We start from the raw sequence: 13856 nt of genomic DNA on the forward strand, positions 1-13856 counted from the left end.
GCTTGAAGCTCTTTAGAACCCACGGCATAGCCAGGGGTTTACGAAACCACAAAAAATGGCCAGTGATGTTTCATCACTGGCTCATAGTCAATTTTCATAATAAGAATCCTGTGCTTTCTTTCTTCTTTTCACGGGTTCAGATTTTCTTGATGAGAATCCGACGCTTTCTTTTCATCTTGAATTCGGTTCCCATTTTTTTGATAGGAATGCGGCGCTTTCTTTTCATTTTGAACAGAATTCCAATTTTAATTCATGACTTTGTTTCTGTTTTTTCTACAAAAAAATGCCACCTCCAATAATCTCACCACAAGGATAAGAATATAGAGACGACATATTAACGTTTTTTAAATAAAATATATGTTAGGCATTACTTACTCTCAGCATCTTAATTACGAAGCCTTTGACTCCTCAATTACATGAACCGCTTGGTGTCTTTTAAACATATTAAATACAATATTTAAGATGATTGCTGTTAAGCTCCCTACCACAATACCGCTTTCTGTAATAATGCGAATGTTTTCAGGCAGGTTCGCAAATAAATCTGGTACAAACGTGACTCCGAGGCCTAGACCTACTGAACAAGCAATAATCAATAGATTTTCTTGAGAGTTAAAATCCACTTTGCTGAGCATCTTAATACCAGAAGCAACAACCATACCAAACATAGCAAGCATTGCGCCTCCAAGAACAGCCTCAGGAATCACTGTTGTTAACGCGCCGATTTTTGGAACAAGTCCAAGAATGACTAGAAAGGCACCGGCAACATAAATGACATTTTTCGATTTAACGCCTGAAAGCTGAATGAGTCCAACATTTTGTGAAAAAGTAGTATATGGAAATGCATTAAAAATCCCGCCGAAGAATATCGCTAAACCTTCTGCACGATAACCTCTTTCCAAATCCTTGTCTTTAATCTTTTTATCAGTAATATCGCCTAGTGCAAAATAAACGCCTGTTGATTCGACAAGGCTGACCATTGCAACTAAAATCATCGTTAAAATCGGTATAATATCAAAAGTTGGCATACCGAAGTAGAATGGCTGCGGCATATGGAAAAACGATGCCTCGCCAACCGCTGAAAAATCTACTTTCCCCAGCATAAAAGCAGCAATTGTTCCGACAACAATCCCAATTAAAATCGAGATTGCACGCATAAACCCTTTAGAAAATTTATAAAGAACAAGGATGATAAGCAGCGTCCCAAATGAAAGCAATACATTTTCAGTCGAACCGAAATCCGGGCTGCCTTGCCCCCCTGCCATATTGTTCATCGCAACAGGAATAAGTGTTAGTCCAATAATCGTAACGACTGAGCCGGTAACGACTGGCGGGAAAAACTTAACTAATTTACCGAAGAATGTCGCAACAAGCATAACAAAAACGCCAGAAACAAGGATTGCCCCGTAAATAGATGTAATTCCATAATTACCGCCTATTGTGATCATTGGACCAACCGCAGTAAATGTACAGCCAAGAACAACTGGCAAACCAATTCCGAAGAATTTATTTTTCCATACTTGCAGCAATGTTGCGATTCCGCACATCATAATATCAATTGAGACTAAATAAGTTAATTGCTCTACTGTCAAACCAAGTGCTCCGCCTACAATAAGCGGAACGATTACTGCACCTGCATACATTGCCAAAACATGCTGGATACCTAGGGAAGCTAATTTCAACGGATTTTGATTCATTGGGCTGTTTCCTCCACTTTATCTTGTCTGAACGTCACTTTTCCGTCTGCAAGAGAATCAACAATTGCTAAAGATTCGACTTTATATCCATTTTCCCGCAAATGGCTGCCTCCATCTTGGAAGCCTTTTTCAATCACAATTCCCATGCCAGCAATCGTAGCGTTTGCCTGTTTTACAATTTGGGCAAGCCCTAAAGCCGCTTGGCCGTTTGCAAGAAAATCATCAATAATAAGAATGCGGTCATCCTCTTTTAAAAACTTTTGAGAAACAGAGATTTCATTAGATTCTTGTTTCGTAAAAGAATAGACATTTGCTGTTAATAAATCATTTACTAGAGTAAGTGATTTTCTTTTTCTAGCGAAAACAACTTGAACATTCATTTGCAATCCAGCCATAACAGCTGGAGCAATTCCAGATGATTCCAAGGTCAGGATTTTAGTTACCCCATCATCTTTAAAACGAGCTGCGAATTCCTTCCCAATCTCAAACATTAGCTCAGGATCCACCTGATGATTTAAAAAAGAATCGACCTTTAATACTGATTCAGAAAGGACTTTCCCTTCATTTTTAATCTTCTTAATTAGCAGCTCCATAATACTCCTCCTAAACTTAAATACAAAAAAACCTAAAATTCATCCCATTCACTAAAAAAATACAAGTGATGCAATGACCTTTAGGTTTATTTATATAGGTGTGGAAATAAAAGATTTTCTTAAAGCAAAAATCCCATCCATTGCTCACTCATAGTCAGATCATTTAAGGTAATCCGGTAGAAACTTGCAGGCCATATCCCTGCGATTATATGAATGAATCGGTTTATTAAATTACTATCATTATATCATCATAGTGACGGATTTCAATAGGATAATGTTAGAAAAACGAACATTATTATAATTAACAAATAAATCATTCGTGTATTATAAAAATATTCATAGTATTGCAAATTGCATTCAGTACTTTCTTCTCTTGACGAATGAATAAATGCAGAGCCAAAAGGAATTGCGAATTCATGTCTCTGTCTTTTTACCCTGTAGGCTAAATTCACAAAGCTTTCAATTTTATAATCAAATAAATGTTGCTGTTAGCATTGATATAGCAATTTTACACTATTCGCACCGTAATTATACAACGAATGAACAGTTTGTGAAATAGTGGAGAAACACTAGAAATGACCTATTTCTCTTGTATGATGAAAATGTATTCATTAACTTTTTTTCTCAAAAGGAGTGAGTCATATGGCACAACCTGAAACAGTCAAGAAACAAAAAAAAGGTGAAGAGGAGCCTTCATTTAAAGGAGCATTTGTTTCTGTATTGATTGTTGGCTTATTCATCATTATTACTTGGTTCGGCGTATTTATTCTATTTAATTATCGCTTTTAGTAAAGGAGGCATAGAATCATGCATATGCATAAGTTTGAAAAATTATGGTTAATTTTCGGTGTCGCTTCATTGCTTGTTTTCTTATCTGTCCTAGGTGTAAGCGCCTTTCACCATGGTCATCATGCTTCAAGCTGGTCAGAATTAATTGACCCGGAAAAAGTAGATGAAACGGAACCTTTCGATGAACCTGGACTAAAAAAAGTAGAAGGGAAAGATTGGGATTATGAACTTGTATTTGTAGCCTCAGCATTTAGCTACCAACCGAATGAAGTCCAAATCCCACTTGGTTCAACAGTGAAGATCATTGCTACAACAAAAGATGTCATACATGGGTTTCAAATCCCCGGGTCAAATATCAATATGATGCTTGAACCAGGTTATGTTAGTGAATATATTGCTACCCTTAACCAAGCGGGTGAGTTTCTCGTTTTATGTAACGAATATTGTGGAGCCGGCCATCATTTAATGACTTCGAAAATTGAGGTGATTGAATCATGAAAACTGCTTCACGATTAAAAGTAGATCAGCGCGATGCAAAGCTAGTTATGGCACATTTCTATGTTGCTTTTATCTCTCTGGCTATCGGAGGAATGGCTGGATTATTGCAAGTTTTAGTTCGATCAGGTCTATTTGAATTACCTGCGGGAATCGGATACTATCAGCTGCTTACATTGCACGGTGTTGTGCTAGCATTAGTTTTAACCACCTATTTTATTATGGGCTTCCAAATTGCGGCGGTAAGCAGAACGTCTGGTACGTTAACAGCGGTCCAAAGAAAATTAGGATGGACTGGCTTTATTATTATGACAATCGGAACAGCCATGGCTGCTATAATGATTCTTCTAAATGAAGCTTCCGTATTGTATACCTTTTATGCACCACTGCAAGCGCACGCTGTCTTCTATCTGGGCCTAGCCTTTGTTATTGTCGGCAGTTGGTTCGGAAGTGCTGTTATTCTTTTAAAATATAGACAATGGCGAAAAGAAAATAATAAAGCAGTCAGCCCATTATTAACGTTTATGGCCGTGGTCAATTCAATTATGTGGATTGTCGCTACAATCGGTGTGGCAGCAACAGTTTTATTGCAGCTCTTGCCGTGGTCACTTGGTTTAGTTGAAACGATAAATGTTGGTGTAAGCAGAACATTATTTTGGTATTTTGGCCATCCGCTCGTTTATTTTTGGTTATTGCCTGCTTACATGGCATGGTATGTCATTATTCCTAAGATTATCGGCGCTAAGATCTTCTCTGATTCATTGGCAAGGTTTTCATTTATACTATTCTTGCTATTCTCCATTCCAGTTGGCTTTCACCATCAGCTAATGGAGCCAGGTATTGACGCAACTTGGAAATTCCTTCAAGTAGTCCTTACATTTATTGTTATCATTCCCTCTTTAATGACCGCTTTTTCGTTATTTGCTACTTTTGAGGGCTATGGTCGCTCGCAAGGAGCTAAAGGGTTATTTGGCTGGTTGAAAAAACTGCCGTGGAAAGATGCCCGTTTTGTAGTTCCATTTATTGGAATGGTCGCTTTTATCCCTGGTGGTGCCGGAGGGATTATTAATGCATCAAACCAAATGAATCAGGTCGTTCATAATACAATCTGGGTAACAGGTCATTTTCATTTAACCGTGGCAACAACAGTTTTGTTAACGTTTTTTGGAATAAGTTACTGGCTTGTGCCTCATTTGACGGGCAGAATATTAACAAAAGAAATGAATAATTTGGCGATTACGCAAGGGGTTCTCTGGTTTGTAGGAATGACCATTATGTCAGGAGCCATGCATGCGGCTGGTCTGCTTGGAGCTCCGCGAAGATCCTCCTTTTCTGAATACGGCGGCTCAAGCGTGGCTGCAGATTGGATTCCATACCAAGTAGCACAAGGAATTGGCGGCTCCATTTTATTCTTATCTATTATTTTGATGCTTTATATTTTCATTAACTTAGCCTTTTTCTCGCCAAAAGGAGAGCAGGATTTCCCTGTTGGAGAAGCTGGGCATGAAGCAGAGAAAACACCTAAAGTATTTGAAAATTGGAAAATATGGATTGGCATTACTGTTGCTCTCATTTTATTCGCATACACGATACCATTTATTGATCTTATTCAAAATGCCCCTCCAGGATCGAAAGGATATAAACTATGGTAAAAGTCAAACAGGCTATGTTGTTACATAGCCTGTTTGACTGTCCTAATAAAAAGTGAGAGCAAAGGATTTATGCTGGCGAGTCTCGACTGTTTCGCTTCTCTCCCGCAGGAAGTCAAGCGGACACCTCTCAAATCCAACTAACCATAACAGGCTATGTCTTACATAGTCTGTTACTTATTTACATAGTTTTCACCGTTGTTTTTCGATTCTTTTTCCCTGGCAAATTTACAATAATAACAGAGCTGATTATCAAGATGGCTCCGATGATTTGAATGAATGCTAAAGACTCGTTATATAGGAAAACGCCCATCATTGTGGCAACAATCGGCTCAACCGTTGCGATGACTGCCGCCTTGCTTCCTTCTGTTTTTTCCAGTCCCCAAGTATAGAGAATATAGGCAAGTACCGTTGGGATAAGACCGAGGCTGACACCAAACAGCATAACATCAGGCTGCAATAATAAATCTGCTTTTTCCCATAATTTCGTAACTGGTATTAAGCATATAGCAGCGACGAGAAAAGTGTAAAAGGTAATTGCAAACGGAGTATACTTTGCAAGAGCAAACTTGCTGAAAATTGTATAAAGCGCATAGCCTAATCCCGAGCCTAGGCCAGTTAATATCCCAGTGAAAGTGAGATTGCTATCTCCTAACGCGAGGCCTGCAATCAGTACACATCCGCTAATCGTTAATATAACTGCCATGATTTTTTTCAAATTCATGCTCTCTTTTAGGAAAAAATAAGAAAGGATGGTAACAAACGCCGGTGCTGTATAAAGAAAGATCACAGCCATGGAAATATTAATTTCACTCATTGTTGTAAAATAACAATAATTAAAAAAGACAATGCTGAATATCCCTGTACCAATAAAGTAGCGAATATCCATTGCACTTTTTAATTTTATTTGTTCACGGTAGCGAACAAGTCCAATAAGAATTAAAAAGAACGAAGCGAATAATGCCCTAATTGCGACAATTTCCATTGAGCTGAAACCGGCACTTTCTAATGCCTTTACAAAAAAGCCGATGATGCCCCAGAGACTAGCTCCGGCAGCAATCATCAAATATGGTAGTAGTTTCATCATAGTCCTGCTCCATCAGAAGAGATTCACTTACTCTTCTCTTTATTAGCTCAATTGGTAAATTTTTGAATATTTTTCTTGTAAATAATCGATTAAGTATTGCACATTCAACCCTTCACCAGTAGCTTTCTCTAATATCTCAAGCGGTTCTTTCATCTTCCCAAATTGATGAACATTCGCTGTAAGCCATTCTTGAATTGGCTGCAAGCTTCCCTCTTCCAGCAATTGATCAAATTGAGGAAGTTCCTTCATCATTGCATTCTTCAATTGAGCAGCATACATATAGCCTAAAGCGTAGGAAGGGAAATAGCCAAAACTGCCTCCCGCCCAATGGACATCCTGCAGCACACCGACTCCATCATTGTCCGGCTTAATACCTAAATATTCTTCGTATTTTTGATTCCATATTTGAGGAAGCTCCTCAACTTGGATTTCATCATTAAATAATCCCTTTTCGATTTCATAACGAATCATAATATGAAGAGGATAAGTCAGTTCATCCGCTTCGATTCTTATAAGGGAAGACTTAGATTCATTTATGGCACGATAGTAATCATCTACTGACACATCATCAAATTGTCCAGATGAATATTTTTTCAATAACTCAAGGTTCTTTTTCCAAAATGAGGCATTTCTGCTAACAAAATTTTCATAAAATAATGATTGCGATTCGTGAATGCCCATAGAAGTTCCGTCACATAAAGGAGTCCCAACCAATTCTTTAGAAATATTCTGTTCATAAATCGCGTGTCCGCCTTCATGAATCGTACCAAAAACAGCCATGCGGAAATCCTTCTCATCATAGCGTGTTGTTATTCTTACATCTCCTGGATTTAGCCCGATTGCGAACGGGTGAACCGTATCATCAAGTCGACCTGCATCAAAGTTATATCCCATTTGCTTTAATATCTCAATTGTAAATGCTTTTTGCTTATCTTTTGGAAAATGCGCATAAAGAAAATCAGTTTCCGGCTGATTACCAGCTTCAGAAATACTTTTCACGAGCGGAACGATTTCACTGCGCAGCCTTCCAAAAACATCATCAAGGATTTTAACCGTCATCCCTGGTTCATACATATGTAATAGCGTGTCATATTTATTTTCTTTATAGCCCCAATAATCAATAAATTTCTTATTGAAATCTACTAATTTTTCTAAGTATGGTTTAAACATTGCAAAATCAGCTTTCTCTCGCGCTTCTTCCCAAACACTTTCTGCTTGGGCTTGTATCACCACATATTCCTTATATTCCTCAGCCGGAATTTTCTTATTGCGGTCATATTCCTTTTGGCACTCTTCAACTAGCTTGTTCGTCACTGAAGATAGTGATTGCTTCGCTTCATCTGTTGAGAGCTTTGACAAATAATTTGCCATTTCCGCACTAGTTGACATTTCAAACACATCTCCGGACAATATCCCGATCACATTTGATCTTTGCTCTACTCCCTGCTTAGGAGCACCTGTCCTGAGATCCCAATACATAACTGAAAGCGCTCCATTATAAGCGACCATTTTTTGTATAAAGCTTAAAAAACCTTCTTCTACTTGATTTATTGTCGTCAACTTCCATCTTCCCCCTTACTTTTTGTTTGCTACCTATTTTAACATATACTACCGGAAAAAAGTGAATGATTGGATGACTAATTGAAGATTCGCTCATTATTGATATTCTCTGATACTTTAAGAAAGAACTTGCATTTGTATGCAAGTTCTTTTTTTTAATTATTTCACTGTTACAGGCAATATAGATAGTACCTTTTCTGTAACCTTCCCAGAAGTTGATTCATTTAATAGTAAATGAATCTCGCCTTTGTCCTCATGCGTTCTAATTAAACGCCCTATTCCTTGGCGAAGACGGAGCAGCATATAAGGCATGTCCACTTCATTAAATGAATCTTGCGCACCTTCTCGTTTCGCAGTAAATACAGGATCGTTTGGCGGGTATGGCAATGAGAAAATGATGACATTTTCTAATGAACGCCCAGGAATATCGAGCCCTTCCCAAAGATTGACCGAGCAAAGGATGGATTGCTCCTCATTTTGAAAATGTGATACGAGTGTACTTATTTCTGCTTCACCCTCAAAATAAATAGGCCATTTAACTTTAGCCTTGCTAAATTCCTTAAACAATCGCAGATCTTCCTTCGTATTGAAAAGAACAAGCGCCCTGCCAGCTGATTTTTTTATTTTTTCAAGCGTATACTCCATTTTTCCATTTAGATGATCATCTCCAAAAACAGGTGTGTGAATTTGCATATTCTCTTCATAATCAAACGGCGACTCGACTGTGAAGGAAAGATGATTCTCTACACCCAAACTGCTCGCCATATAATCAAAGGACTTGTTCTCTGAGAGCGTAGCTGAAGAAAACACAAAAGGAATTTGTTGGGAGAATACTTCTTCCTTCATAATATCTTCGACCATTCTAGGCATGATGACAAGCGTTCTCTCGCCTTGATGATCCTCAAACCATATTATCCCTTTTAAATCTTTTAGGAACAACGATAAAGAGTAAGAGATTTGCTCAAGATATTCCTCGACTACTTTTAAGTCATATTCATTAATGACATACATTTCGCTTTCAAAAACGAGCTCTTCTTCAAGCTGATTGATTAATAAATGCAGTTTGCGGCCTTCTTTTAATAGATTCTCTGTTTTTTTGATGCTTTTTTTATCAGAAATCGAGTCACTTTCCGCTGCCAGCGAAAGGGCGTGGAAAAATTGTTCGTTCTGATAAATCGCATCTTCAATGATGTTTAGCGTCTTCTCACGGACGTCATTTGCCATCAGTCTTGTTAATAGCGATTCAAGAATTTGCTCTGAAAAACGATAGGTTAGCGCTTTTTGAGAGGCATATTCCAATAAATGGCCTTCGTCAAAAACGACACAAGATGCTTCTGGCAGGAGCGGCAATTGCCCTTCTCGTTTACGGGATTCCTTTGTCCAAATATGCTCCATATAAAAATCGTGGGAGCAGATAATAATATCCTTTGAGTTGCGATAATGATCACGGTGCAGCGTTTGTCCGCAGCGATGGCGCTTTTCGCAAGTAAAGCAATCTTGCAATGAGTCCCATGCAACCTGGTTCCATTTATCATCTGTTAACTCTGGATAGTCTTTTCTGTCACCATATGGAGCAAATTTTTGCATGGAGGAACCGGATTCCACAAAGTCGGGAAGCAAGTCGTGAACATCATGAAAATCCTCTTCAGAATTTGGGTTTGAAATGACACGATCCAATTTATTTAAGCAAAGGTATTGCTCACGTGATTTTGCAAGCCTTACATCTATAGTTAAACCAAGTGCTTTTTCTAGCTTAGCAATATCGCCTTCTTTTTTTACTAGCTGCTCGATTAGAGTTTCATCAGCACATGCAATGATTGCAGGTTGATGACGGTAGCGCGCATAGCATAATGCATATAAAAGGTAGACGATTGTTTTCCCTGTCCCTACACCAGCCTCCGCAAAGATGACTTTCTTTTCTTTAAATGCCTTTTCAAGTTGAAAGGCCATAAATATTTGCTCATCACGGATTTCAAAGCCAGCTTCAGGTAATATATCGTAAAATACATCCCCGATCCACTCGCTTAATTTTTCATAAAAAGATTCAGTTTTTGATATTGCAAATGGCATACGGTTTTGCATTAGACCCCTCCGTCAAAACATTTCATTTTTCTATTATTAATAAACAACACTGACTCATTTTATCGTAAATACAAGAACTGTCAAGAAGAAGGTACGGTTTCGTGGGTACCTGTCACCTACAAATTTCGACAAAGGTAAAAAGTCGAAACCTGGTTGAGTGGTTTCGACTTGGGCTTTGATTGCATTTTTCGTTTGCACGTTCGTTTTAGTTTGTTCGTGATAATGAAAATGACAATGCTTGTTGTATGTCTTGCTGGGCTGCTTTTAGTTGGTTTAGCACCTCTGCTGGCGGGTTTTGCTCCCCTTGAACAGCTTCTATTGTTCCGTTAATTGCTTGCATGATTTTATTGAAATCTATATATGCATCCTTCATTGTCACAACCTCCATACTACTTTTCGATATATCTATTCTATTCACCGCTAGATAAAATATACCTGCAAGATAAAATATTCCTTATCAAATAATAGTATGAACGATGTTATTTTGAACGCGGTGGGCGTTTTCCCCAATATTGATAGTAATCAGTCTTTATAAATCCGTTGAAGAGCTTGCGCTTCTTTGTAGCTGGTTTGCCGAAGAAGGTCTCAAACTGTTCATCAGATGTAAGCATATAGATCGACCATGTGTCCAAGGTAGAAAAAGCCGCACCCATTTCTTTATACATTTGCTGAACTGCCGGTTTATCTCCAAGTCGTTCACCATATGGAGGGTTGCCAATAATGACGCCATATTCTTTTGTCGTTGTAAAATCTCTTACTTGCATTTGCTTAAAGTTTACTAGGTCACCAAGACCTGCTTCAAACGCATTTTCCTCTGCTATTTTCACCATGCGGTGATCAATATCAGCACCCTCTATGTCCAGCGGCTGATCATAGTTTGCCAAGTCCTCCGCTTCCATACGGACATCCTCCCAAATTTGATCAGAAATCCAGCCCCACTGTTCTGATACAAATTCGCGATTAAATCCTGGTGCAATATTTTGGCCAATTAAAGCTGCTTCAATTGGAATCGTCCCTGATCCGCAAAACGGATCAACAAATGGTTTGTCCGGTGTCCAATTCGTAAGCATAATGAGAGAAGCTGCAAGGGTTTCTTTCAACGGCGCTTCTCCTTGGCCAGTTCTGTATCCTCGTTTATGTAACCCACTGCCGCTGGCATCAATTGTAATTGTAGCAATATCTTTTAGTAAGGCGACTTCAATTTTAAAAAGAGGACCATTTTCATCAAACCAGCCCGTTTTTTTATAATGAGTTCTCATCCGCTCGACAATTGCTTTTTTAACAATACCTTGACAGTCAGACACACTGAACAATTTAGACTTCACCGATTTTCCCGAAACAGGAAATTCCGCTTCCTCTGGTAAATAATTCTCCCATGGGAGCGCCTTTGTTTTTTCAAATAATTCGTCAAACGTTGTTGCTTTAAACTCGCCTACTTTTACTTTAATGCGGTCAGCCGTTCTTAGCCACATATTGCTGCGCGCGATTGCCTTTTCATCACCTTGAAAGGAAATTCTTCCATTTTCCACTTGGCACTCATAGCCGAGCGCTCTTACTTCCTTTGCTACAAGCGCTTCTAACCCCATTGCAGAAGTGGCAATGATATTATATTTTGACATCGTTTCACCCTTTTCATGATTATGCGTTATATATAAGAAAAGCTCTCCTATTAGGAGAGCCTAAATTCTTAAATTTTATTACACTAATATCGTTCTGTAAGCCATGTTTTGTACTACGTACTGCGAACGACGATAAGTCTCGTACGAAGTGGCAATCATCTATCTACAGACCGCAGTCTGTCCTTCCCTTCTGTTCATTTCCTCAGGGAAAGTGCCCCTACCATTATTTGGGTTTCTCACTCGCGGGGTTTACCTCGTTCCACCCTATTCATTTCTGAATAGGCTCCGTCACTGTGGCACTTTTATAGGTATTCATACCATATCAATTGACTTAGGTATTTTCCCTGCCGTCAGCCTGCGCTTAAGCAAGCTGCCCTAGCTTATGACTTCGCTAGGCACGAACACTACAGGCATCTCAGCCTGTGTGAGCATGGACTTTCCTCTACAATAGTGAACTATTGCAGCGATTACCCGAACGCTATTAATGATACAACGAATATTATATGTAATTTCAAAACGAATAGCAATGTTTTTTTTTAGTAATTAAGGAATTAATCGTATAATTTACTTCCAAAAACATGCTTCTCCAAGTTGGAAAGACGCTTTAAAATATCAAAATTCGTTGTCCCAGCAGGCTGCTGCTGAGGAGCTGCTGGACGATTTGAAGAATTCTCCAGCTGTTTTTTTAGCTTCATGTTTTCTTGTTGAAGCTCTTCAATTTCTGCATGTAAGGTTTCATAATCTTTAATAATCAAGTCTAAAAATTTGTCAACATCTTCCGGCCTATAACCGCGCATTGCAGTTTTAAACTCTTTTTCCAAGATATCTTTAGCCGTTAGTTTAATTTTATCCGATAGCATAACACTCACCTCAAGTATCGCCAATACTACTCTTTATTCTTTCAAATAACTGCTGATTTGTCAATTTTAATGTATTCATTTACTGCATTAAAATCCATTTTCTCTCATTTGTTCTTCTTCAACAATCATTTGCAAATCATAAAAGGTAATTTGGCGAATATTATAGTCATGGTTTTCCATGTGGTTTTTTGCTACTTCATATAAATATTTAGGTGTTCCTTCTTTTTCTGTATCATAGAGCATGAGAAGCGTATCACTCTTTGCCACTAGAAACTGATTTTTCATCCGAAATTGATTAGGACTTTCATATGGCTTCCTCGATACAGAATCAACAAAATCTGCTTGAGCAATTATGGATTCGTACAGCTCTTTATTATTATCCTTCCAATTTTCTTCTTGATGTAAAAAAGGTGTTATCACACCTAACTGCAAATGCTCATATCCTTCTATTTGCAGCTCCAAAACTACTTCTGCCGCCCAAAGTTCGACGCCTAGCTGCCCGCTTATTATCACCCATTCTAAACCTTCTTCAAGTAGGATAATCAGCTCTTTTTTTATCGCTTTTTTTATATAGGTGAGCGCTGGTTCATCCTGTTTAAATACACCTAGCTCAAATGGTTTATAACCTGATACAACAGCAATTTGTGCCAATGATTATTGACTCCTTATAAACTTAAAATCGAAAGATACATCTATTTTAACATATGATCCATTTTAATCGAAATGATTTCAAAATCTTGTTTTCATCGTAAAAAAGCGACTTGACATTCGATGCACAGAAATGTCAGTCGCCTTTAAATGTATTACTTATTTATATAATTATCTTCCAAATCCTGGTCTACCGAAGCCTTTAGGGCCATAACCCTGGCCACCAAGTCCTGGATCAGCCGCTCCAGCAACTCCTGTTCCTGGACCGAATCCTGGACCTCCGAATCCCGGACCTCCGAACCCTGGGCCTCCGAATCCTGGACCTCCAAATCCTGGACCTCCAAATCCTGGACCTCCGAATCCTGGACCTCCAAATCCTGGACCTCCGAATCCTGGACCTCCAAATCCTGGGCCTTGTCCTGCTCCTGCTACAAATTGCTGGTTAGTCACCTCGTTAGCAAAAGACTGAGTGTGCGGAAAATGGTGTTGATGCTTGTAGTTAACATGATTCACAGTAGTTGTATGGCTAGGATGAATATGTGGCACAATTACATTTTCACAAGTATGTTGGACATTACATTTTGTTGGATGTACGATCGGTGGGCATACATGTGTTTTTGGTCCGCAATGACGCATATTAAGATCCCCTTTCTCTAAGTTATAATTCACATTAATAACCTATGGTAAAACAGGGATTCTTGTACTAAGGAAAATACCTATATTGCGACCCAATTTTTAATCTATATTAGAGAAAGCTGTAAAAGCTATCCTTCATTGTTG

General features: G+C 38.6%; 13 protein-coding genes, 1 other RNA gene and 1 riboswitch. Of the genes, 3 read left to right on the forward strand and 11 right to left on the reverse strand.

The window, feature by feature from the left end; translation table 11 throughout:
• Positions 1-389 precede the first annotated feature (389 nt).
• Together CWS20_RS19055 and CWS20_RS19060 are read right to left on the reverse strand one after the other, a co-directional pair.
• Entirely contained in the window at positions 390-1694 is a 1305-nt protein-coding gene (locus CWS20_RS19055) for a nucleobase:cation symporter-2 family protein (RefSeq protein WP_066200437.1), read from the reverse strand.
• The gene (locus CWS20_RS19060) at positions 1691-2287 is read right to left on the reverse strand and encodes a xanthine phosphoribosyltransferase (RefSeq protein WP_066200440.1); all 597 of its coding nucleotides are present in this window, start codon (positions 2285-2287) and stop codon (positions 1691-1693) included. Before CWS20_RS19060 ends, CWS20_RS19055 begins: the two co-directional genes overlap by 4 nt.
• Before the next feature lie 131 nt (positions 2288-2418).
• Positions 2419-2520: riboswitch (purine riboswitch) on the reverse strand.
• 409 nt (positions 2521-2929) lie between these two features.
• Here CWS20_RS19060 and CWS20_RS19065 point away from each other — a divergent pair.
• From CWS20_RS19065 to CWS20_RS19075, 3 genes are read left to right on the forward strand one after another with little or no spacing between them, the layout of a single operon-like run.
• Complete coding sequence (locus tag CWS20_RS19065; RefSeq protein WP_101226366.1) at positions 2930-3076, forward strand: cytochrome c oxidase subunit 2A; 147 nt, start codon at positions 2930-2932, stop codon at positions 3074-3076.
• An 18-nt stretch (positions 3077-3094) separates the two neighbouring features.
• On the forward strand, positions 3095-3574 hold the full coding sequence (locus CWS20_RS19070; RefSeq protein WP_066200443.1) for a cytochrome c oxidase subunit II: 480 nt from the start codon (positions 3095-3097) through the stop codon (positions 3572-3574).
• Positions 3571-5223 carry a b(o/a)3-type cytochrome-c oxidase subunit 1 gene (locus CWS20_RS19075; protein ID WP_066200445.1) on the forward strand — a complete coding sequence of 551 codons (1653 nt, stop codon included), beginning with the start codon at positions 3571-3573 and terminating at the stop codon, positions 5221-5223. Before CWS20_RS19070 ends, CWS20_RS19075 begins: the two co-directional genes overlap by 4 nt.
• A 178-nt stretch (positions 5224-5401) precedes the next feature.
• Here the strand turns inward: CWS20_RS19075 and CWS20_RS19080 are convergent, their stop codons facing one another.
• From CWS20_RS19080 to CWS20_RS19115, 9 genes are all read right to left on the reverse strand, one after another.
• On the reverse strand, positions 5402-6307 hold the full coding sequence (locus CWS20_RS19080; RefSeq protein WP_066200448.1) for a DMT family transporter: 906 nt from the start codon (positions 6305-6307) through the stop codon (positions 5402-5404).
• Between the two features lie 42 nt (positions 6308-6349).
• On the reverse strand, positions 6350-7867 hold the full coding sequence (locus CWS20_RS19085; protein ID WP_434061725.1) for a carboxypeptidase M32: 1518 nt from the start codon (positions 7865-7867) through the stop codon (positions 6350-6352).
• Positions 7868-8026: 159 nt separating this feature from the next.
• On the reverse strand, positions 8027-9949 hold the full coding sequence (locus CWS20_RS19090; RefSeq protein WP_066200451.1) for an ATP-dependent DNA helicase: 1923 nt from the start codon (positions 9947-9949) through the stop codon (positions 8027-8029).
• Positions 9950-10154: 205 nt separating this feature from the next.
• A complete protein-coding gene (locus CWS20_RS28415; RefSeq protein ID WP_162840986.1) occupies positions 10155-10322 on the reverse strand; it encodes a hypothetical protein in 168 nt (55 codons plus the stop codon).
• Between the two features lie 106 nt (positions 10323-10428).
• Positions 10429-11568, reverse strand: coding sequence for a THUMP domain-containing class I SAM-dependent RNA methyltransferase (locus CWS20_RS19095; RefSeq protein WP_066200453.1), 1140 nt, complete (start codon positions 11566-11568; stop codon positions 10429-10431).
• A 92-nt stretch (positions 11569-11660) separates the two neighbouring features.
• An RNA gene (rnpB, locus tag CWS20_RS19100) (RNase P RNA component class B) lies at positions 11661-12047 on the reverse strand.
• A gap of 72 nt (positions 12048-12119) precedes the next feature.
• Positions 12120-12428 (reverse strand): cell division regulator GpsB, encoded by a 309-nt coding sequence (gene gpsB, locus CWS20_RS19105; protein ID WP_066200456.1) that lies wholly within the window; start codon positions 12426-12428, stop codon positions 12120-12122.
• A gap of 87 nt (positions 12429-12515) precedes the next feature.
• Positions 12516-13079 (reverse strand): SLOG family protein, encoded by a 564-nt coding sequence (locus CWS20_RS19110; protein ID WP_066200458.1) that lies wholly within the window; start codon positions 13077-13079, stop codon positions 12516-12518.
• Positions 13080-13247: 168 nt separating this feature from the next.
• Complete coding sequence (locus CWS20_RS19115; protein ID WP_066200461.1) at positions 13248-13712, reverse strand: spore coat protein; 465 nt, start codon at positions 13710-13712, stop codon at positions 13248-13250.
• Between the last annotated feature and the right edge of the window lie 144 nt (positions 13713-13856).

Source organism: Cytobacillus horneckiae (assembly GCF_002835735.1).
Taxonomy (GTDB): domain Bacteria; phylum Bacillota; class Bacilli; order Bacillales; family Cytobacillaceae; genus Cytobacillus; species Cytobacillus horneckiae.

Coding starts and splice junctions, on each gene's coding strand:
- CWS20_RS19055 (WP_066200437.1), bottom strand. CDS start 1,694: ATGAATCAAAATCCGTTGAAATTAGCTTCCCTAGGTATCCAGCATGTT.
- CWS20_RS19060 (WP_066200440.1), bottom strand. CDS start 2,287: ATGGAGCTGCTAATTAAGAAGATTAAAAATGAAGGGAAAGTCCTTTCT.
- CWS20_RS19065 (WP_101226366.1), top strand. CDS start 2,930: ATGGCACAACCTGAAACAGTCAAGAAACAAAAAAAAGGTGAAGAGGAG.
- CWS20_RS19070 (WP_066200443.1), top strand. CDS start 3,095: ATGCATATGCATAAGTTTGAAAAATTATGGTTAATTTTCGGTGTCGCT.
- CWS20_RS19075 (WP_066200445.1), top strand. CDS start 3,571: ATGAAAACTGCTTCACGATTAAAAGTAGATCAGCGCGATGCAAAGCTA.
- CWS20_RS19080 (WP_066200448.1), bottom strand. CDS start 6,307: ATGATGAAACTACTACCATATTTGATGATTGCTGCCGGAGCTAGTCTC.
- CWS20_RS19090 (WP_066200451.1), bottom strand. CDS start 9,949: ATGCAAAACCGTATGCCATTTGCAATATCAAAAACTGAATCTTTTTAT.
- CWS20_RS28415 (WP_162840986.1), bottom strand. CDS start 10,322: ATGAAGGATGCATATATAGATTTCAATAAAATCATGCAAGCAATTAAC.
- CWS20_RS19095 (WP_066200453.1), bottom strand. CDS start 11,568: ATGTCAAAATATAATATCATTGCCACTTCTGCAATGGGGTTAGAAGCG.
- gpsB (WP_066200456.1), bottom strand. CDS start 12,428: ATGCTATCGGATAAAATTAAACTAACGGCTAAAGATATCTTGGAAAAA.
- CWS20_RS19115 (WP_066200461.1), bottom strand. CDS start 13,712: ATGCGTCATTGCGGACCAAAAACACATGTATGCCCACCGATCGTACAT.